The sequence below is a fragment of the Desulfotomaculum sp. genome, assembly GCF_982386235.1.
Genome location: NZ_CEVWQM010000003.1, coordinates 113,765 through 133,583, shown reverse-complemented (window position 1 = coordinate 133,583; position 19,819 = coordinate 113,765). Strand labels below are relative to the sequence as shown.

The following is a 19,819-nucleotide window of genomic DNA, read 5'->3' as shown; positions in this document are numbered from 1 at the left end:
GGTGACCTGTGGTCACTCCTTCCTTCGTGTTTCAGGTATAAAAAAACCAGGCAATATATGCCTGGTTTAAATGGTGCGGTCGAGAGGACTTGAACCTCCACACCCTGACGGGCATAAGAACCTGAATCTTACGCGTCTGCCAATTCCGCCACGACCGCATGTTTATAGGATTGAATTACATGTCCTACCGACAAAAGTTATTATACATCACTTCAAATGGACATGCAATAGCGAAATAAAGTATTATTTTGTGTTTTTAGCCATTTAGCTATTAGCTGTGTGCTTCTAGTAGAAAAACAGATGATTGTGCTAGTAAAATATTTCAGACATAAAAAATAACCAGGTATTCGTACCTGGTTTAAATGTACGAGTGGCGATACAGCATTTTTTCAAAAAACCCCGTAGAATCAAGAGTTTATAGGCAGTTGAAAGCAGTATTTACATAAATATGCGCTGATAAGGCGAATTTATATTTTCTTCAAAAAATACTTGACGATTACCTTGGGTATTGGCTTAAGATTCTATTGGGGTGATAAATATGTTAATAAATCAAGTTAGCAAAACAACAGGCTTAACTAAAAAAGCAATAGAGTATTATACTTTGCAAGGATTGATTTTTCCGTCCGTTTTAAATAACGGATATAGGGATTATAGCAAAAATGACATTGGTGATTTTGTTATATTCCGGTTCAAGAGGACGGAGCTAAGGTAAATTTATCATACTTTGTATTGTAATTATAATGTGGAGTCTTGCAGCAGCGGTGCGTACATCATAATAGCGTGGTTCTCAGTCACAAATTCATCATCTATCAAGACATTGTTCCAGTCATATTTTTTTCGAAAGATCAGATTATGTCTTGTATAGCCACCCCAATACTCGGATTGAATAATATGTTTTTTTTCGTATACTTTATATTTATATTCAGGTGGTGCGTTTGACCGCCAAGTTCCTTTTAATTCATTTTCTGTAATTTCTATGCAAAGTTGAAAAGATTGGTCTGTATTGTTCTTTATCATCAAGTCACCGTAATTGTAAAAACAGGTTGCCCCGCTCCCAAACGGCTGTGTCCTGTTTGAGTCTGGGAAAACGTCGTAGCCGTGACGGTGACGCTCCGTTATTGTCAGTGGAGTATGAAGCGTCATCCAGTATATCAGGTTGGACAATTGGCATAAACCGCCGCCAATTCCGGCCTTGAAAGTGCCATTTTGCAGGACCATGCCTTTTAGGTATCCTTTGCGCTTTGTCGGTCTGCCTATCCGTTTCCAGTATGAAAAGGTTTCGCCCGGATGTATTGTTACGTAATTCACTTTGGGTACAGCAATCTTCAAATTTGCAATCTTATTATATTGCAGGTACATATCTACATCCTTTAGTTTTCTTAATAACGGAGTAGAGTGACAAAAGTGTTCGTATTCTAACAGAGTTTTATCTATATGCGCAAATTGAATACCGCCCAATATCCAAAAAACATATCTTTTGAACGTATAATAAGCGCTGCCCAGCATTAACCTGGCAGAGGTTCTATTTTTCGGTTTTTCGATTGGCTTTTGCATTGCGCCACCTCACGCATTATATAATAATGCTAGCTAACTCAATTTCCGTTTTGCAATAGGCTACAGCCATACCCTGTGCCCGTTGCCCATTGTACCACGTCTTGCACCCGAAAAGAAGGCATACCTTTCCTTAACGGAAAGTGGAGTTACGTTGCAAATAAAATTTCATGCTGCGAGCGCCAGCGAACCGCCGCCATGCACCCATTTCCCCCATGCACCGGGAGGAACCACCATATTTCGCCTATGTTCATCATCCAAAATCCGTGCCGCCTTGTTCAAAGATACAAGGTCGAATGCGGCATGATCGTAATAGATACCAATGTCAATATCCGATGTCTGGGAATGTGTACCCCTTGCACGCGAGACGCCAAGCACAACAGCCTCAATCCTTGAAATCTCGGTCAAATCTGTTACCACTTTATCTAATACAGCTCTGATTTCATCCATACATAACTCACCATACTTTCGTTACTATAAACAATTAGGCTAAAACAGACACATTTCTGTATCTGTTTTAGCCCAATAACCTTGTAAAGATGGTGGAAAAAAGATTTTTCGAATAACAGCAACTTATAGCCCGACCGACAAATTAGAATTTGTTAAACTAATCGCATATACAAAATCGGATAAGGATTTCCTTGCTCGTCTGTGTTCCTTCTTTTATAAACCTGAAATCCCATGTGTTCATAGAAGCTTTTTGCTTGCGGATTTTGTTCGTTCACACCTAATTCGTTTATAGAATAGTTTTCCATACCATAATGTAAAAGTTGTTTTCCCAATCCCTTTCCTCTATATTGGGGGGAAATAAAAAGCATTTCCAATTTTCTTTCTTCAATTCCCATAAATGCAACAGGTTTCTTTTCATTATTGACTGCAACAATCAAATGAGCTATCGAGTTCAAAGCCTGTGGAATATACTTCGCTATATTTTTAACCTCTGAATCAGATAAAAATAAATGTGTTTCTCTAACTGATTGATCCCAAACTTCAAGTAGTTGCTCTATTAGGACAGGATTTAATTCGTTAACTTCAATTAGTTTCATATTTTTATGGCTCCTTGTCAAATTCCCGTTTATCTGTTTGACTGAATAAGCCTTGAATCTATAATACCGCATTTGATTACATAAAAAAAGACATAACATCTCCTTGGCGGAAATGTTATGTCTTTTTTGGTGCGGTCGAGAGGACTTGAACCTCCACACCCTGACGGGCATAAGAACCTGAATCTTACGCGTCTGCCAATTCCGCCACGACCGCATATTTAGTTAGCTGGGGCACCAGTGCAATAGTGATTATAACAAAGAATTTCAGTTCGTTCAAGTGTATTCGTTATTTATAGACAAAAAAATACCCGGTCTTTTTACCGGGATTAGAGAGTAATCTTCAAGTGTAATATTATTATGTCATATTTTGTAGAAAAAGAATGAAACACAGCTGACATTTATATGCCAAAAAATAATAAAATTTTGGCTATACAGTAAAATTTTATTAAAAAGGCTTGGCTTATTTGTGCTCTAGCCTAAAAATAGCCTTCTAAATATGATCATTGTTCTGGTGGTGCCGACCAGCGGTATGAAAACGATCATCATTAAAAGCTTATGATTCCAGAGCGTGCAGGTTAAGCTGAACTCGTTTTTCAAAAGATCTGTAATAATGATGGTAAAGAACGGTGTTTCAGGAGAAAATAAATAGACGCAAAGGAGGGGTGTAGATGGCTAAAAAGATTAGAGGTTTCGTTAAAAATTCTGGGACCACGGGAGAGTCGGCCTTGGTGGGTAAAACCGGAGGCTATCATGATACCTGGGATACAGGAGTAAACGCCATGAAAAAAAGACAAAGGCTAACCGGGGTCAATAGGCCTTCAACTTAAAAGTAGGCTTGATTCATGTTTAATCAGCCGACAATAAAAAAAGCTAAGACCGACGCACCTTACATGCAGGTCTTAGCTTTTTTATTGCATCTGGCTGGGGCGGCTGGATTCGAACCAACGAATGCCGGAGTCAAAGTCCGGTGCCTTACCGCTTGGCGACGCCCCAGTAGTGGTGGAGGGAGAAGGATTCGAACCTTCGAAGGCGATCGCCGGCAGATTTACAGTCTGCTCCCTTTGGCCACTCGGGAACCCCTCCATAAATGGTGACCCCTACGGGATTCGAACCCGTGTTACCGCCGTGAAAGGGCGGTGTCTTAGACCACTTGACCAAGGGGCCATATTTTATTGTCCCACAACGATGTTTATTATAACAAAACATATTGTAGCAAGCAAGTTGTTTTTAAACATTTTTAACCAAATACTATTTTTATTTTCTTCTGTAAAAAGTTAATAGTTTTGTAAGATTAAAGTTAAGTAAAATAAAGATTAATTTGATATGCTTTTAAATATTTGATCAAAAACTATGGGAGGTAGTGGCGTGAGAGAGAAACTGGTTGAATTACTCACACGTAAGGAAGATGAAATTATCCACCGTTTAATTGATTATTCCAAAACAGGTGGGTTCACCAGATACAGTTCCACACGCCGAGGAGACTGGCGTCTTTCAGTGCATGAAATAATTCATGCTTTGTCTTATTACCTAAAGAATTATAAGGGCGATCCGATCCATGCCGAAGAAAAACTAGGTGAGGACCCAGTGACCAGCTTTGGCATTGAAAGTGCTAAACTTCACAGGGCCAGGGGTATTACTTTAAAAATGTTTTTGGGGTTATTTAAATATTATCGTCGATCCTACTTAGACATGCTTAAGGAAGGTAACTTGACAATTTCGGAGCAAACCCAGGCCTCAGAGGCATTGAATACTTTCTTTGACCGTTTTGAAATTGGTTTTTGCAGTGAGTGGGTGGGGGAAGGCCCTGATTCTAGGTTAACAGAATTACAGGCAATTAATCGAAGATTAACCAATGAGAAAAATAAATTTAAAACTATTTTCGATAGCATGATGGAGTGTGTCTTTGTGGTAGATTACGATATGAAAATTATCGAAATAAATCCTGCCGCTGCAGCTTTTTTTGATGTAAGTTCCGAGGATGTAATAGGTACCCAATGTTCTCAATTAATGGGATGTGATTTTAAACCTGAGCAGTGCCACCTTTATCAGGCTATGACAACGGGCGGCTCCTTTAAAGATATTCAAATGGAAATCAAAACCAGGCAAGGACGGAGACAAATCCTTACCAGTGGTTCCTTTCTACATGATATCAGTGGTAAATATGCTGGTGGGGTTCAGGTTTTTGTAGATATTACGGAGCGTAGTATAATGGAACAAAGCCTCCGCCTGCATATGCATGCCAATAATAGCTCCATAGAATCAGTAAGTATTTTTGATATAGCTGGTAAGTTAATTTATGCTAACCCTGCTGCCATAAATATGTTTGCCAGTGAATATAAACAATTGTTAGGAATGGGTATCGAAGAGATCTATCCCGGTGCAGAGAAAGTCTTATTCTCTTTAGTTCAGGGTGAATCCTGGAAAGGGGAAATGAATCAAGGTGGCAGGATCCTAAATATTAACGCCAATCCCATTCGGTTACCCAAGGGAAATATTACTGGTTTTTATGTGGCGGCCGAAGATATTACTTCTGTTAAAGCAACCCAGATAAAACTTCAACAAGCCAAGGAAGAAACCGAAAGAGAGGCTGCAAAACTCAGGGCAATCATCTCCATCATGAATGCATCCATCGCATTGGCTGATGCAGATGGGATCATTACAGAAGTAAATGAACAATGCCTTGTTATGTCTGATCTGACGAGGGATGATGTGATTGGGAAAACGTTAGATAAGATACACAGTGGTGAAACCTTTAAAAAGATACAGCAAATTGTGACACAGTATAGTCGCTACGAAAAAAGTGCTCCCACCACGATTACCAGGAGATTAGGTGAAAAGGATGTCATTATGAACATCCAGCCGGTTTACCGTGATAAAACATACGATGGTGTGTTGTTGATGGTGGTAGATATATCGGAAGTGGTTAAGGCAAAAAGGCAAGTTGAACAAGCATTACTCGTGGCAGAAAAGGCCAACCAAGCCAAATCGGAGTTTTTAGCCAATATGAGTCACGAGATTCGAACCCCTATGAATGGCATCCTTGGCTTTGCCGAGGTATTAATGCAACAGGAATTAAATTCGAAACAACAGGAAAGTATTAAGATTATTCAGCAGTGCGGCGAGCAATTAATGGATCTGATTAATGATATCTTAGACCTTTCTAAAATAGAGTCGGGCAAGTTAACAATTGATGAAAGAGTTTTTAGTTTGCGAAAAATAATTCATGAGGCTGTCAATGTTAATGAATCCCGATTACAAGCACGTAATATAGAAATAAAAATTAATATTGAACAAAATCTCCATGATCATTTTAAGGGAGATCCTACCAGAATAAGACAGGTTTTATGCAACCTAATTTCCAACGCTGCCAAGTTTACACATAACGGCTATGTTAAAATTTCCGTTGGTTCCGACGTGCTGGATATTTTTGGGCAACAGATGAATTTATTCTTTAGTATCGAGGATACTGGTATTGGAATACCGAAGGAAAAGCTGGAATTGATTTTTGAGGCCTTTACCCAAGCAGACGGGTCCACCACCCGCAAATATGGGGGAACTGGTCTTGGACTGACGATTTGTAAAAGCTTAACAAGGCTAATGGGTGGCGAACTTCGTGTAAAAAGTGAGGTAAATAAAGGTTCCGTTTTTTCTTTTAATATTCCGGTTGATAAAGTGGAAATAACGGAGCTGGATAAATCACAGGAAGCCAGAGGCGTGGAAGTGAAAAATGGAACGGTTTTGGTAGTTGAAGATGATTGGACTACCAGACAATTAATTCATAACTATTTGGAAAGGGCCGGTTATGCCGTAATCAGCACAGAACAGGGAAAAGAGGCTATTACACTGGCAAAGATTTATCAGCCGAATGTTATTATGCTTGATATCCTGTTACCGGATTTAACTGGCTGGGAAGTGTTGCAAAGAATTAAAACCTCGGAAGATACCAGGGAAATCCCCATTGTCATATGTTCTGTAATGCCGGAAAAGGAAAGGGCCTTTTCCTTGGGAGCAGTTGATTTTATTGAGAAGCCAATTTCTGAAAGGGTGCTGATTGACCGTCTGGAAAAGGTTATAACTAAGCAGAGAAACGATAAGATTAATATTTTACTGATCGATGATGAAGAAGCTGCCTTACAGTATCTAAAGGGGATAATTGGTCAGCACGGCTATAAAACCCATTCCTTTACGAGGGCAGAGGATGCCTTGGCATACCTGCTTCAAGGGGGTAGGGCTCAGGCCATCATTTTAGATCTTTTAATGCCAGGGATGGATGGCTTTGAATTTTTGGCAAGTCTTCGTGCTCGGTTGGATTTTAGAAAGATTCCAGTTCTTATCAATACCGGAAAAGACCTCACCCCAGAGGATTACCAACGGCTTAATGATATGTATGAAAAAATACTTAACAAAAGCTTAGTCCATCCTAATATGCTATTGGTAGAATTAAATGAGCTTCTAAAAGGGGTGACCTCTTGCAACAAGAAAAATGATAAAAAGAAAAGTGCTAATATATTGTTGGTTGAAGATAACCACTTTAACCAGTATTTAGTAGAACATTTATTGGCCGATGAATTTAAGCTAACAGTGGTTGAAAATGGGTTGCGGGCCTTAGAAAGATTGGCACAGGAAAAATTTGATCTCATCTTAATGGATATGCAAATGCCGGTTATGGATGGCTATGAGGCCACCAGTCTGATTCGCAGACAGGATCAATTTAAGGAACTACCGATCATTGCCCTTACAGCCCACGCTATGAAAGGTGATTATGAAAAATGCATTGCTGCCGGCTGTAATGGATATTTGGCCAAACCAGTAAAACGAGATGAATTAATTCAGACGATCAAACAATATCTTGCTTTATCCGGGGAGGCAGGCAAAAAAGGGCGAACCCGGGATAAAGGGATTGAAGCGCTGATACCCTGGTATCTACATGATCTAGAGGAAGAAATGGCAAGGCTCAAACAAGCTGTGGAGAGCAATGATTTTCCTACTATTCGCTATATTGGGCATGGTTTAAAGGGATCAGGGGGAGCTTATGGTTTTCCTGAATTCACAATCAGTGGGGCAGCCATCGAAAAGGCAGCCATCAATGAAGATGGGGTATTATTAAAAGAACTAGTGGATCAATTACAGGAACTATATAAAGCGGTACTGCAAGAAAATATCTCATAAACTAAATAGGGGATGTCGCTTACCACGATGTTTTGCGGCATTCCCTATTGATATTTTGTGAAAACATTAATTAGTCCATGCAAAGGATAATTGAATCCCCGGAAAGAATGTTTTAAAATAAGAACAGGGTTGCTATAAAACAGGAGTGTGAATATTATGAAAATTACCTTAGAGCAACTAGGGGACAACGAACAAAAACCTCTTTATCAAGACGAATCCAAACTGGTATTTGGCAGCATCTTTACTGATCGTATGTTTACTATGAGATATACAGATAATGCATGGATGGAACCCCGTATCGAAAAATATAAGCCCTTTCATCTCGACCCTTCATCCTGCGTATTACATTATTCCCAGGAAATTTTCGAAGGATTAAAGGCCTATGCCTCGGAGGATGGCAGAATCCTTTTATTTAGGCCGGATCAAAATGCCAGAAGGTTGAATCGGTCTGCGGCACGTTTGGTTATGCCCACCATTCCCGAGGAAGATATCATGCAAGCAATTACGGAACTGGTATTGGAGGAAAAAAGGTGGCTGCCTAAGCAACCGGGAACCTCCCTTTATATCCGTCCCGCTATGATTGCAACGGAACCTTTTCTAGGGGTTCATCCATCCAGGGAATATATCTTTTTCATTATTATAAGTCCGGTTGGGGCCTACTATAAGGGTGGATTTAAGCCGGTAAAGCTTTATGTAGAAGATACCTATATAAGGGCAAATATAGGTGGTGTTGGTGACGTTAAAACAGGTGGCAACTATGCTGCCAGTTTAATGGCAGGCCATCGGGCTCAACAAAAGGGATATTCTCAAGTACTGTGGTTGGATGGACGTGAGCGCAAATATGTAGAAGAAGTTGGCGCCATGAATATGTTCTTTGTTTTTGGTAATAAGTTAGTAACTCCTAAGTTAACTGGCTCCATTTTACCGGGTATTACTCGTGCCTCTGTATTAGAGCTTGCCAATTATCTTGGTCTGGAAACAGAAGAAAGATTAATAAGCATTGACGAAGTGATTGAGGGAATTAACACGGGAGATATTACCGAAGCCTTTGGTTCCGGTACTGCGGCTGTAATTTCCCCGGTTGGTTCTTTATATTATAAAGAAAAAGAGTATACCATCAATGCCGACCAGGTTGGTTCGGTGACTCAAATGCTTTATGATAAACTTGTTAATATACAATATGGTAGGGAGAAAGACCCCTTCGGTTGGGTTAGGGAAATTGGCAGATATTAAAAACGAAGCAGACCAAGGCAATAAAAAAAGATAAAAAAACAGAAGGCACCGTGTCCTTCTGTTTTTTTATCTTTTTTATTAAAAATTCGTACAAAAAAAGGATTATGCTTGTGAAATGTAGAATTTGCAAAATAAATGACAGATTTTTTTTACAAAAGGGGAGGTGGGTCATTTATAATGTACAAATTGCACGAGTTATTATGTGAAAACGATGACATGCTCATGTGTTTTTTGAATTATCTTCAATTAAATAGAAAAATATCTGAAGATGAAGTGAATGCCTTCCTAATCATTTATGAAGAGCAGAAAAATGTAGGTAAAACATACAAGAGAAAATATAAAAGTCTAAGAGAATTGCAATTTATTAAGTAGCATCGGTTAAATCCGGTGCTTTTTTATTTTATGCATTGACATATAGGGTAGGGGGGTATACTATTTTGGTAAAGGCGGTGATCAGAATGGACAGCGATAAAAGGGCTTCCTGTCTAGGTTGTCAGGAAGAAATGAAGAATAGGCTCAGTCACCATGATGAAAAGACAATCAAAGAGCTTGTAAATAGGATTAACCGTATAGAGGGGCAATTACGCGGTATTAAAGGCATGATAGAAAGACATGCTTACTGTGATGAAATATTAAATCAGATTTCCTCAGCCAACTCTGCTTTGCATGGAGTGGCCAAATTATTGTTAGAAAAACATATGAAGTCCTGCATCAAGGAGCAGCTTCAGGCTGGTGATGAGCAAGTGATCGATGAAGTATTAAAAACAATTTTTAAAATGATGAGATGATGAGGGGTGAAAGAGGAATGGAGCAAAAATTAACGACTTGCACTCTCCCTGTATCCGGTATGACCTGTGCCGCCTGTTCTAGCCGGGTAGAGCGGGTGCTAAAAAAGACACCGGGGATCCTAGAGGCCAGTGTAAATCTTGCTACGGAAAAGGCTGTGGTATCCTATGATGCCAGTCAAACCAAGGTAGAGAATATTATCGACAAGGTACGTGATCTTGGTTATGACGTACCAGTGGAAACAGTTGAGTTGGCCATTTCAGGCATGACTTGTGCTGCTTGCTCTGCCAGAGTGGAAAAAAGGCTAAATTCCTTGTCCGGTGTACAAAGGGCCTCCGTAAATTTGGCCACAGGTCGGGCAGCCGTAGAGTATATTTCCGGTTTAACCAATATAGGTGAAATACGTAAAACGGTAGAAAAGCTAGGTTATGGGGCCCAGAAGGTCACGGATGATTCCAGAGATCGGGAACAACAGGCACATCAAAAGGAAATTCGCCGCATGATTTTTAAGTTTGTCTTGGCCACGGTTTTATCTCTGCCATTGGCCTGGATGATGGTGGCTGAGGTGCTGGGTTGGCATCAGTTTATGATTGATCCGTGGATTCAACTGATCTTAGCAACACCGGTACAGTTTTACGCCGGAGGACAATTTTATCGGGGTGCTTATCATGCCCTAAAAACAGGCGGCGCCAACATGGATGTATTGGTGGTATTGGGAACTTCAGTGGCTTATTTCTATAGCCTAATTGCCGTGATAAAGGATTTGACTCCCCTGTACTTTGAATCAGCAGCCGTTGTTATTACCCTTATATTACTAGGGAAATTACTAGAAGCCATAGCTAAAGGGAAAACCTCCGAAGCCATCAAAAAATTAATGGGGTTACAGCCCAATACGGCCAGAGTAATCAGGGCTGGTGTGGAGGTGGATACCCCCATTGAGGAAGTAGAAGTGGGGGATGTCATCCTGGTTCGCCCCGGGGAAAGAATTCCCGTGGATGGCGTGGTCATAGAGGGTTTATCCAATGTGGACGAATCCATGTTAACCGGTGAAAGCATCCCAGTGGAAAAAGGACCGGATGACGAAGTTGTGGGGGCAGCGGTAAATAAACAAGGCAGCTTCACTTTCCGCGCCACCAAGGTTGGCAAAGATACCACTCTCGCGCAGATCATACGCATGGTAGAAGCAGCCCAGGGTTCTAAGGCACCGATTCAAAGATTGGCCGACCGGGTTTCTGGTATTTTTGTGCCAGCGGTGGTAGCCATTGCTATCTTCACCTTTATCGGTTGGTATTTAGCCGGTTATGGCGTTACGGAGGCATTAATCCACATGACCACAGTATTGGTCATAGCTTGTCCTTGTGCCTTGGGATTGGCAACACCTACCGCCATCATGGTAGGCACGGGAGTTGGTGCAGAAAAGGGGATATTAATTAAAGGTGGTGAGCATCTGGAAAGAGCTGGTCGATTGAATACAATCGTACTGGATAAAACAGGCACCATTACCAAAGGGGAACCATCCCTCACAAATTTATTTGTTTTACCGTCCTTTCGTGAAAACGAGGTTTTACAGGCCGTTGCCTCTGGGGAGAAAAAATCTGAGCACCCATTGGGGCAGGCCATCATTAAGGAAGCCCAGGGGCGTCAGCTGACATTATTAGAAACCACTGAATTCGAGGCCCTGCCGGGTAAAGGGATTCGATTCAATCTGGGACAAGATGTCTGGTATATCGGAAATGAAGCCTTAGCCAGTGCTTTAAATATTGATTTAGCATCTGTAAGAACAGAAAAAAATAAGTGGGAAGAGGAAGGAAAGACCGTCATGATTGCCATGACCAGTGGAAATCTGGCAGGATTAGTGGCGGTGGCGGATACCGTAAAGGACAATGCCCAAGAAGCCATTGCTGAACTGAAAAAAATGGGACTGGCAGTATATATGCTGACCGGCGACCAAAGACGTACAGCGGAGGCCATTGCTGGCCAGGTGGGCATTGATCAGGTTATTGCAGAGGTATTGCCAGAACACAAAGCGGAAGAAGTTGAGAAACTAAAGAATGCCGGCAAGGTTGTGGCGATGGTCGGTGACGGCATTAATGATGCACCGGCACTGGCCACGGCAGATGTAGGAATGGCCATCGGTACTGGTACAGACGTGGCCATCGAGAGTGCAGCGATTACCTTGATGCGCGGTGATTTAAGAACCATTGCCTCGGCCATCAGACTATCCCGGCAGACCTTGCGAAAAATTAGACAGAACCTCTTTTGGGCTTTCTTTTATAACATCATTGGTATACCCCTGGCGGTCTTTGGCTTATTTACTCCGGTAATGGCCGGGGCAGCGATGGCCTTTAGTTCCGTATCGGTGGTAACAAATTCATTGCTGTTAAAGAGATATGACCCCACTGCTTGAAGGGAGGTGATCAAATGAGTGAGATTTTACTTAGGGTAGAAGGAATGAGTTGTGGTCATTGCCAGGCCGCTGTGGAAAAGGCCCTCAAGGCCATAGCCGGGGTGACAGATGTGAAGGTAGATCTAGGACAAAAAGAGGTTGTGGTGACTGGCACAGCCCCAAGGGAAGAATTAGCCAAAGCCATTGAAGAGGCAGGCTACGAAGTAGTCGGATGATCACAAGGCATACTAAGCTGACGCCAAGAATTTGACGTCAGCTTAGTTGTCTGACATTAAACAAAGGGCAGACCAAGGATATCATCGCCGATGGCAGAGACAGATTTCCCGTCGGTTGTTATTTCGTAATCAGCGGCGGCCGCATATAAACGAAGACGTTTTTGGAGCAGGCTTTTGATGTCCGCAAGGCTTTTATCTTTAAGCAACGGACGGTCATGCTGATGCCTTAGCCGCTCCAAAAGGGTTGCCGGCTCTGCTTTAAGCCAGATGAGTTTACCCCTTTGTTTGAGGCAAGTTACATTGGCGTCATCGATGACAACGCCGCCGCCGCAGGAGATAATAGCCTGTTCCACTGTGCTAAGGCGTTCAATAACTTCCCGCTCCCGGGCGCGAAAATATTTTTCCCCATGCATACTGAAAATGTTTGGGATTGATTGCCCGGTTTGCTGTTCGATCAGACGATCCACATCGTAAAAGGTAAAACCGCTGATTTTAGCCAGGTGACGGCCCAGGGTTGTTTTGCCGCTGCCCATAAAGCCGATGAGAACGATGTTACAGGAAAATACCTGACGGCTCTGCACCCGGCGGCTCAGTTGGAAAATATGTTGGTACAGTTCTTGTATTTCTGCCCCGTATGCTTGATTTTTCAGGTTAGCGGCAAGTTTATTTAAAACAGCAGCTTCCCGTTCGGGCTGATAAACAGCCATGCCGCATTCTTTTTTATAGGTTGCTATGCGGGCAGCAGCCAAAAAGCGTCGGCCTAATGCTTCCGCAAGGATCGAGTCACACTGATCAATTTCTGCTCGCAGTATATCCAGCATTCACTACACCTGCCTGTGTTTTATCGTTTATCGATTATAGCTTATTCGGTTCCTTTATCTGCTAAGCAATGCAAGGGTTTGTTGAGGTGTCAGGGTGTATTCGGTAACTTGCCCCAAGCCCGTTGGCAAAATGAAGGAAATGATACCGTCTTGATTTTTTTTGTCTGTACGCATCTGTTCTACCAGACTGGTTAAGGAAAAATCTGTTCGATCAGCAGATATGTTCGTCCTGCCAATCAAATCCGCAATTTCCTGGTTGTATGCTTCGGAAATGAGATTCATCTTTTTAGCCAACAGGCTTTCATAATGCATCCCGATTAATACCGCTTCACCGTGTAAATAACGCTGATAATGGGTCAAGGTTTCAAGGGCGTGACCAATGGTATGGCCGAAGTTTAAGATTTTGCGAAGGTCCCTTTCGGTTTCGTCCTGTCCCACAATGCCGGCCTTAATTTGGCAGCATTGTCTAATCAGGCTGTTCAAGGCGGCAAAATCCAGGTTGTAAAATCGAACAAAATTATTTTTAATGTGTTGGAGAAATTGATAATCATAAATCAGGCCATATTTAATGACCTCGCCCAGACCTGCGGTAAACTCCCTCTGGGGCAGGGTTGCCAGCAACCCGGTGTCAATGAGTACCACCTGGGGCTGATAAAAAGTACCGGCCATATTTTTGCCCTGACTTACATTGATGCCGGTTTTGCCGCCGACACTGCTGTCCACTTGGGCTAATAAGGTGGTGGGTATTTGCAGATAGCGAATGCCTCTCATATAAATGGAGGCGCAAAACCCCGCCAGATCACCCACAACGCCGCCGCCAAAGGCGATGATCGCTGAATGGCGGGTCAGACCGGCAGCCAGCATTGCATCAATGATTGTTTCTGCCGTATGAAAGCTTTTGCTTGTTTCACCCGGCGGCAGCACAAATTTTGCATGGGGCAGACCCTCCAGGGCGGCAGCCAGGTCTGCACCGTATAAACGGTCCAGGTTTTCGTCGGTAAGAATGAACCATTTGTCTGCCACGCCGCTATAGGCGGCAAGATCGGCCAGGATGCCGTCTTGAATATAAATATTGTAACTTTTTTCTCCTAACGAGACTGCCAGTGTTTCCATTGCCTTGTTATCTCCTCCAGACTGTCACCGCTGCATTTGCGCAGAAATTCTTCCCCGATAACGGTAAGGGCCAGTGCTTCGCCCACCACGGCGGCGGCGGGTACGGCGCAGATATCACTGCGCTCAATGGCGGCTGTGCAGGGTTGCTTGGTGTTAATGTCTACGGTGTATAATGGCTTGGTTAAGGTTGGGATGGGTTTCATGGCACAACGGATAACGATAGGCTGCCCGTTAGACATACCGCCTTCGATACCGCCGGCATGGTTCGTCCGGCGATAATAGCCCCGGTCAGCATGATAAAATATTTCATCATGGACCTGGGAACCCCGTTGCGCAGCACAGGCAAAACCGCCGCCAAATTCGACACCTTTAATTCCCTGAATGCTTTGGAGGGCATAGGCCAGTCGGGCGTCCAGTTTACGATCCCACTGCACGTAGCTGCCAAGTCCCACCGGTACACCCGTAATCATAATTTCAAATACACCACCCAAGGACTCACCTTCCATTTTCGTTTGGTCAATCAGCTTCATGATCCTTTCGGCGGCTTGGCTGTCAATGACACGAACCGGTGATTGCTCGGCCCTGGCTAAATCATGAAAGGAGGGGTTAAGGGTATTGACGGCGATACCCCCGATGCTTACCACATGACAAGCAGCCTGAATGTTAAAGTTTTGCAGGAGTTGCCGGATGATGCTGCCAATGGCTACCCGGGCGGCAGTTTCACGGGCGCTGCTGCGTTCCAGTACATTGCGAATGTCGTCAAAGCCATATTTGATGCTGCCAGCCAAGTCAGCGTGGCCCGGTCGGGGCGCGGTGACTTTTTTACTTTCTCCGTCAATCTGACAGGGGTTCATATAGGGCAGCCAGTTTTCGTAGTCTTTGTTAGCAATGGTAAAGCTCAGTGGACTACCGAGGGTTTTACCGCCCCGCAGTCCGGATAAAAATTGTATTTTGTCTGATTCGATTTTCATGCGGCCACCCCGGCCATAACCATGCTGCCGGCGGGCCAGATCACGGTTGATGGCAGCCACATTAATAGCCACCTGGGCGGGGAATCCTTCAATAATACCCATTAAACCTGGGCCGTGCGATTCGCCGCCGGTTAAAAAACGCAGCATAATGTTAACCTCCTACTTGCCCTTAGATTCTCCAGTGTCCCTGGGATATGCGCCGAGTACTTTAAGTCGGCAGACCTGCTCGTTGATCTCCTGCGAAACCCCGGCACTTAAATCATCTTGATCATGCCCTAAAAAGTCAATATAGAAAATATACTTACCCATCCGGTGCTTGGCCGGGCGGGACTCAATGTGCGTCAAATTAACGCTAACGATAGGATCCGGCAGGACCAAGATAACTCAATTTCATCATTTCACTTCTTGGTGTGTGTTACCTGGCGACCTGGCGCAGCAAAGAGTAAAAACCCGGAAAGGATATGTCAATGCAGGCACGATCGGCAATCGTTGTTTCGCCCTCGGCAAAAAGGCCGCAAATGGCCAGCGCCATGGCGATGCGATGATCGTGGTAACTGTTGACGGCGGTACCCCGCAGGTTAGTTGGTCCTTCAATTTCCAGCCCGTCAGGCAGTTCACAAATTTTAACGCCCATTTTCCGCAGTTCGCTGGCCATAGCAGCCAAACGATTGGATTCTTTAACCTTGAGTTCAGCGGCCCCCTTAATGCGTGTCACGCCCTGGGCTAAGGCAGCCGCAACGGCCAAAACAGGAATTTCATCGATTAAACGGGGGACGATCCCCGGATTAACTTCTGTGCTCTGCAGGGTCGCACCTTGGATGATAAGATCGCCGGTTTCTTCACTGCCGCTGCTGGATCGATTGTCTATTTCAATATCTGCTCCCATTTGGCGTAAAACATCAATAATTCCTGTTCGGGTAGGGTTAAGTCCGACATTTTTAATAACCAACTGCGAGCCGGGCTGAGCGGCGGCGGCAACGATGAAGAAAGCTGCCGAGGAAATATCCCCCGGTATTTTAAGATACTGTCCTTCTAAAATACCACTGCTGACTGTAACAGCCGTGCCCCTGCGTTCCACAGGCATACCGAAATGGGCTAACATGCGTTCCGTATGATCCCGTGATAAGATTGGTTCTTGCACGGTAGTTTGATCACTGGCGTATAGTCCTGCCAGCAGGATGGCCGATTTTATTTGGGCGCTGGCTACGGGAGTTTGCCAGGTAATACCTTGTAAAGTGCCGCCCCGGATCACTAAGGGTGCGTATTTTCCTGCTAGCCTGCCATCGATATGGGCTCCCATTTGTTTTAATGGCAATGCTACCCGGTCCATCGGACGCTGCCGCAGGGATTGATCGCCGGTGATAATGCTTAAAAAATGCTGTCCGGCCAAGATACCGGACAGCAGCCGCATGGTGGTGCCGGAATTTCCCGCATCCAGTATCTCCGGGGGTTCTTGTAAGCCGTAAAGTCCCTTGCCGGCTATTTCGAAGCCTTGCCCCTTTGGTATGATATCAATGCCCAGGGCCCGAAAACAGTGGATGGTGCTTAAACAGTCCTGGCCGTCTGAAAGACCCTCAAGCATACTTTTTCCTTTGCTGATGGCGGCCAGCATAACGGCTCGGTGCGAGATGGATTTATCACCGGGCACTGTCATCGTACCAAAGATTTTTCCGATTTTATGGATAACCAGCATGGATGAAAACCTCCTTAGACACAGGTAACAACAAAGTTTTGGGCTGCCAATAATTGTGTGGCAAAGGACTGTTCCTTGGCAGTGGCAAAGCCGATGCGAAGGGCCCCCCTGGCGTTGTCACGTACATGCAGAATTTCTATTTCCCGGATATTTAAATGGTGGTCACCGACAATTTTGGTTAATTGGCCGATAATGCCCGGTCTGTCTTGAACATCTACGATGATGTTATAAAGAACGGGTAAATAATCTTTGCCATGCCTGGGTAGACCATCGCGCATTAATTTTGCCCTCTGGAAAAATTCAAGCAACTTGGCTTGATCTTGCTCCCGTACGATGTCTTTTACTTCAGACAGCATATTTTCGATGGTTTGCAGTGCCAGCAAAACTTCTCGCTTGTTATAAATTAAAATATCCTTCCAGAGGTAAGGGTTGCCAGAGGCAATGCGGGTCGTGTCGCGAAAGCCGCCGCCAACAAAGGCAGAATGACGAAGGGAGTCGTTGCCGGCCAAGGTATTGGCTAATAACGATGCCACTACATGGGGCGCATGGCTTATTTGTGCCACAATACGATCATGTTCAGCCGGTGATATCAGGACCGGCAGAGCACCAATGCTTTGGATGATCTCCATCAAGGCGGTCATAACCGGCTGATTCTCTTGCTTGGCCGGGGTTAAAAAATAATAGGCATTTTCAAATAAGTAAGGGGTAGCTGCTGGAAAACCTCCTTTTTCTGAGCCGGACATGGGGTGTCCGCCAATAAAAGGCACCGTTGGCGGAAGGTGCTGACAGGCCAGGTCATGAATGTGGGTTTTGACACTGCCCACATCCGTAACGACCATCTCCTGATCACCAATGATACGAGCCATTGCCTGAAAAGTTTCTGGATAAGCACCCAAAGGTATGGCCACAATAACCAGCCCCGGATAGCCAAGGGCTGCCGGCAGGGTTTCTGCCGCAATGTCAATGGCGTTGGCCCTTAAGGCTCCGTAGAGGTTTTCCCTGTCTAAATCAAAACCGATGATCCTGCCTGGAAAGCTGGAATTTTTAAGGGCCAAGGCCATGGAGCCACCAATTAATCCCAGGCCAAGAATCATAATATTTTTAAAATTGTTCATAACTACCTCGCTGTGTTATTATACTGTGCCCATCATTTTGAAGACAGAGGACATGAGGGAGCCAAATTTTTGGGGTTTTAGGGATTGGGCTCCATCGCATAAGGCCTGTTCCGGCTGATGATGCACTTCGATAATCAGTCCGTCTGCTCCGGCGGCTATGGCAGCCTTGGCTAAGGGTTCCACCATGGACCACTTGCCGCAGGCATGGCTAGGGTCAACAATAATGGGCAAATGGCTGAGTTCTTTAACCGCCGGAATCAGGCTGATGTCAAGGGTATTTCGGGTATAGGTATCAAAGGTTCGGATACCCCGCTCACAGAGGATGACATTGTAGTTGCCGCCGGCCATAATGTATTCCGCGGACATCAGAAATTCTTCCAAGGTAGCGCTGAGGCCCCGTTTTAGCAGAATGGGTTTCGTGCTTTTGCCGGCTCTTTTGAGCAGTGGAAAGTTCTGCATATTCCTTGTGCCAATTTGGATGACATCTGCATAGGCCTCAACCAGATCAAAGGTTTCCAAGCACATCACTTCTGTTACAAAGGGCAGGCCGGTGGCTTCCCGAGCCCTGGCCAGTATCTTGAGTCCTGTTTCACCTAGGCCCTGAAAACTGTAAGGTGAGGTGCGGGGTTTGAAAGCCCCGCCCCTAAGCATCGAGGCCCCATGACTTTGCACAAGGGTGGCTGTGTGGATCATTTGCTCCTCACTTTCCACCGAGCAGGGTCCTGCGATGACGGCTCTGTGGCCGCCGCCGATTTTACAACCGCCAATTTCAATGGTTGTATCGGAGGGCTGGAAGGTACGGCTGGCCAGCATATAGGGCTGTTGAATGTTCATTACTTTTTCAACATATTGGTTGGTTGTGATGGCTGCCAAGTTCAGTTTGCTGGTATCTCCGGTTAAGGCAAAAACACTTTGCTGGGGTCCGGCAACAAAGGAACTTTCTACTGCCATTTGCAGCAACCCATGGTGAATTTTCTCCACTTCTTCCTGCGGGGCCTTTGATCTGAGAACAATTAACATAACGTTACCTCCTAAAAAATAAATAATGCGGATACGACATAGCCCGAACCAAGGTTAAAAATTAGAAGCGGAAAATGCCCTACTGTGGTCTTTGCAAGGATTCAAAAAAAGAAGAGGCTCTTAGAAAGAACCTCTTCTTAAGCGTATCCAGATAAATATAAAATCCCTACGCTGGGTTTTTTATATCAAATTGGTCACGGCTAGGATTCTTTAAAGAGTTTGTCAGGTATAAGGTTTTTTGGTGAAGGCAAAATAACCAACGCTAAAGTAATAGCCTTGGGTAAAAAAGTTGCACCAATAACCGTTTTGTGGTTGACCGATTCTCATAACGATTGACATGATTGACCTCCTGTAAATCCGAATTTTGCCACACGAGTTTAGTAAAAAAAAGAAGAGGCTCTTGATCAAGAACCTCTTCTTTGCTGTATAACCCGATAAATAAATATAAAGAACCTAATAAAGATATTTTATATCATTCCGGCGTGCCAGAGATTCCCCCAAGGGATTTGTCTTTTATACGGTTTTTAGTGAAAGCAAAATAACCAACGCTAAAGTAATAGCCTTGGGTAAAAAAGCTGCACCAATAACCGTTATCAAGTTGACAAGCCCTTTGTTTATTCTCTAACATGATGTTCACCTGCAATAATTTTTTAATATTGTTATCGGACATTATATTATT

The 19,819-nt window shown here is 44.0% G+C and carries 18 protein-coding genes and 5 tRNA genes; 7 read left to right on the top strand and 16 right to left on the bottom strand.

What is annotated here, in order from left to right; genetic code table 11:
- Positions 1 to 71: 71 nt before the first annotated feature.
- Positions 72 to 158: transfer RNA gene (locus tag AC1U9Z_RS02725), tRNA-Leu, on the bottom strand.
- A 380-nt stretch (positions 159 to 538) separates the two neighbouring features.
- On the opposite strand from AC1U9Z_RS02725, the gene AC1U9Z_RS02720 reads away from it, so the two are divergent.
- A complete protein-coding gene (locus AC1U9Z_RS02720) occupies positions 539 to 712 on the top strand; it encodes a MerR family transcriptional regulator (protein WP_479955627.1) in 174 nt (57 codons plus the stop codon).
- Between the two features lie 23 nt (positions 713 to 735).
- Here AC1U9Z_RS02720 and AC1U9Z_RS02715 read toward each other — a convergent pair whose 3' ends face one another.
- From AC1U9Z_RS02715 to AC1U9Z_RS02700, 4 genes are all read right to left on the bottom strand, one after another.
- A complete protein-coding gene (locus AC1U9Z_RS02715; protein WP_479955626.1) occupies positions 736 to 1,554 on the bottom strand; it encodes a VanW family protein in 819 nt (272 codons plus the stop codon).
- A 165-nt stretch (positions 1,555 to 1,719) separates the two neighbouring features.
- On the bottom strand, positions 1,720 to 2,001 hold the full coding sequence (locus tag AC1U9Z_RS02710) for a nucleotidyltransferase domain-containing protein (RefSeq protein ID WP_479955625.1): 282 nt from the start codon (positions 1,999 to 2,001) through the stop codon (positions 1,720 to 1,722).
- A 152-nt stretch (positions 2,002 to 2,153) separates the two neighbouring features.
- Complete coding sequence (locus AC1U9Z_RS02705) at positions 2,154 to 2,597, bottom strand: GNAT family N-acetyltransferase (protein WP_479955624.1); 444 nt, start codon at positions 2,595 to 2,597, stop codon at positions 2,154 to 2,156.
- A gap of 127 nt (positions 2,598 to 2,724) precedes the next feature.
- Positions 2,725 to 2,811, bottom strand: a tRNA-Leu gene (locus tag AC1U9Z_RS02700).
- Positions 2,812 to 3,265: 454 nt separating this feature from the next.
- On the opposite strand from AC1U9Z_RS02700, the gene AC1U9Z_RS02695 reads away from it, so the two are divergent.
- Positions 3,266 to 3,424 carry a hypothetical protein gene (locus AC1U9Z_RS02695; protein ID WP_333532223.1) on the top strand — a complete coding sequence of 53 codons (159 nt, stop codon included), beginning with the start codon at positions 3,266 to 3,268 and terminating at the stop codon, positions 3,422 to 3,424.
- A 91-nt stretch (positions 3,425 to 3,515) separates the two neighbouring features.
- Here the strand turns inward: AC1U9Z_RS02695 and AC1U9Z_RS02690 are convergent.
- From AC1U9Z_RS02690 to AC1U9Z_RS02680, 3 genes are all read right to left on the bottom strand, one after another.
- A tRNA-Gln gene (locus tag AC1U9Z_RS02690) sits at positions 3,516 to 3,590 on the bottom strand.
- Between the two features lie 4 nt (positions 3,591 to 3,594).
- Positions 3,595 to 3,680: transfer RNA gene (locus AC1U9Z_RS02685), tRNA-Tyr, on the bottom strand.
- 5 nt (positions 3,681 to 3,685) lie between these two features.
- Positions 3,686 to 3,761 (bottom strand) — tRNA-Glu (locus AC1U9Z_RS02680).
- A 201-nt stretch (positions 3,762 to 3,962) separates the two neighbouring features.
- Here AC1U9Z_RS02680 and AC1U9Z_RS02675 point away from each other — a divergent pair.
- The 5 genes from AC1U9Z_RS02675 to AC1U9Z_RS02655 all read left to right on the top strand — a co-directional run bounded on the left by AC1U9Z_RS02675 (position 3,963) and on the right by AC1U9Z_RS02655 (position 12,407).
- Positions 3,963 to 7,766, top strand: coding sequence for a response regulator (locus AC1U9Z_RS02675; RefSeq protein ID WP_333532222.1), 3,804 nt, complete (start codon positions 3,963 to 3,965; stop codon positions 7,764 to 7,766).
- A 156-nt stretch (positions 7,767 to 7,922) separates the two neighbouring features.
- Positions 7,923 to 8,999: a branched-chain amino acid aminotransferase gene (locus AC1U9Z_RS02670; RefSeq protein ID WP_479955623.1), complete on the top strand. Its 1,077-nt coding sequence runs from the start codon at positions 7,923 to 7,925 to the stop codon at positions 8,997 to 8,999.
- 458 nt (positions 9,000 to 9,457) lie between these two features.
- Complete coding sequence (locus AC1U9Z_RS02665) at positions 9,458 to 9,787, top strand: metal-sensitive transcriptional regulator (protein WP_333532329.1); 330 nt, start codon at positions 9,458 to 9,460, stop codon at positions 9,785 to 9,787.
- 17 nt (positions 9,788 to 9,804) lie between these two features.
- Positions 9,805 to 12,192, top strand: coding sequence for a heavy metal translocating P-type ATPase (locus tag AC1U9Z_RS02660; protein WP_479955622.1), 2,388 nt, complete (start codon positions 9,805 to 9,807; stop codon positions 12,190 to 12,192).
- A 14-nt stretch (positions 12,193 to 12,206) separates the two neighbouring features.
- Positions 12,207 to 12,407 (top strand): CopZ family metallochaperone, encoded by a 201-nt coding sequence (locus AC1U9Z_RS02655; protein ID WP_479955621.1) that lies wholly within the window; start codon positions 12,207 to 12,209, stop codon positions 12,405 to 12,407.
- 56 nt (positions 12,408 to 12,463) lie between these two features.
- On the opposite strand, the gene AC1U9Z_RS02650 is transcribed toward AC1U9Z_RS02655, so the two are convergent.
- The 8 genes from AC1U9Z_RS02650 to AC1U9Z_RS02615 form a co-directional block, all read right to left on the bottom strand.
- Positions 12,464 to 13,228: a shikimate kinase gene (locus tag AC1U9Z_RS02650; protein WP_479955620.1), complete on the bottom strand. Its 765-nt coding sequence runs from the start codon at positions 13,226 to 13,228 to the stop codon at positions 12,464 to 12,466.
- Positions 13,229 to 13,282: 54 nt separating this feature from the next.
- Positions 13,283 to 14,341, bottom strand: coding sequence for a 3-dehydroquinate synthase (aroB, locus tag AC1U9Z_RS02645; protein ID WP_479955619.1), 1,059 nt, complete (start codon positions 14,339 to 14,341; stop codon positions 13,283 to 13,285).
- A complete protein-coding gene (aroC, locus tag AC1U9Z_RS02640) occupies positions 14,317 to 15,459 on the bottom strand; it encodes a chorismate synthase (RefSeq protein WP_479955618.1) in 1,143 nt (380 codons plus the stop codon). Before aroC ends, aroB begins: the two co-directional genes overlap by 25 nt.
- A gap of 12 nt (positions 15,460 to 15,471) precedes the next feature.
- A complete protein-coding gene (locus AC1U9Z_RS02635) occupies positions 15,472 to 15,690 on the bottom strand; it encodes a hypothetical protein (RefSeq protein WP_479955617.1) in 219 nt (72 codons plus the stop codon).
- 37 nt (positions 15,691 to 15,727) lie between these two features.
- Positions 15,728 to 17,005 (bottom strand): 3-phosphoshikimate 1-carboxyvinyltransferase, encoded by a 1,278-nt coding sequence (gene aroA / locus AC1U9Z_RS02630; protein ID WP_479955616.1) that lies wholly within the window; start codon positions 17,003 to 17,005, stop codon positions 15,728 to 15,730.
- 14 nt (positions 17,006 to 17,019) lie between these two features.
- On the bottom strand, positions 17,020 to 18,120 hold the full coding sequence (locus AC1U9Z_RS02625) for a prephenate dehydrogenase/arogenate dehydrogenase family protein (RefSeq protein ID WP_479955615.1): 1,101 nt from the start codon (positions 18,118 to 18,120) through the stop codon (positions 17,020 to 17,022).
- An 18-nt stretch (positions 18,121 to 18,138) separates the two neighbouring features.
- Positions 18,139 to 19,140, bottom strand: a complete 1,002-nt coding sequence (aroF, locus tag AC1U9Z_RS02620) for a 3-deoxy-7-phosphoheptulonate synthase (RefSeq protein WP_479955614.1) — start codon at positions 19,138 to 19,140, stop codon at positions 18,139 to 18,141.
- Positions 19,141 to 19,612: 472 nt separating this feature from the next.
- Positions 19,613 to 19,768, bottom strand: a complete 156-nt coding sequence (locus AC1U9Z_RS02615) for a hypothetical protein (protein ID WP_479955613.1) — start codon at positions 19,766 to 19,768, stop codon at positions 19,613 to 19,615.
- Positions 19,769 to 19,819 lie beyond the last annotated feature (51 nt).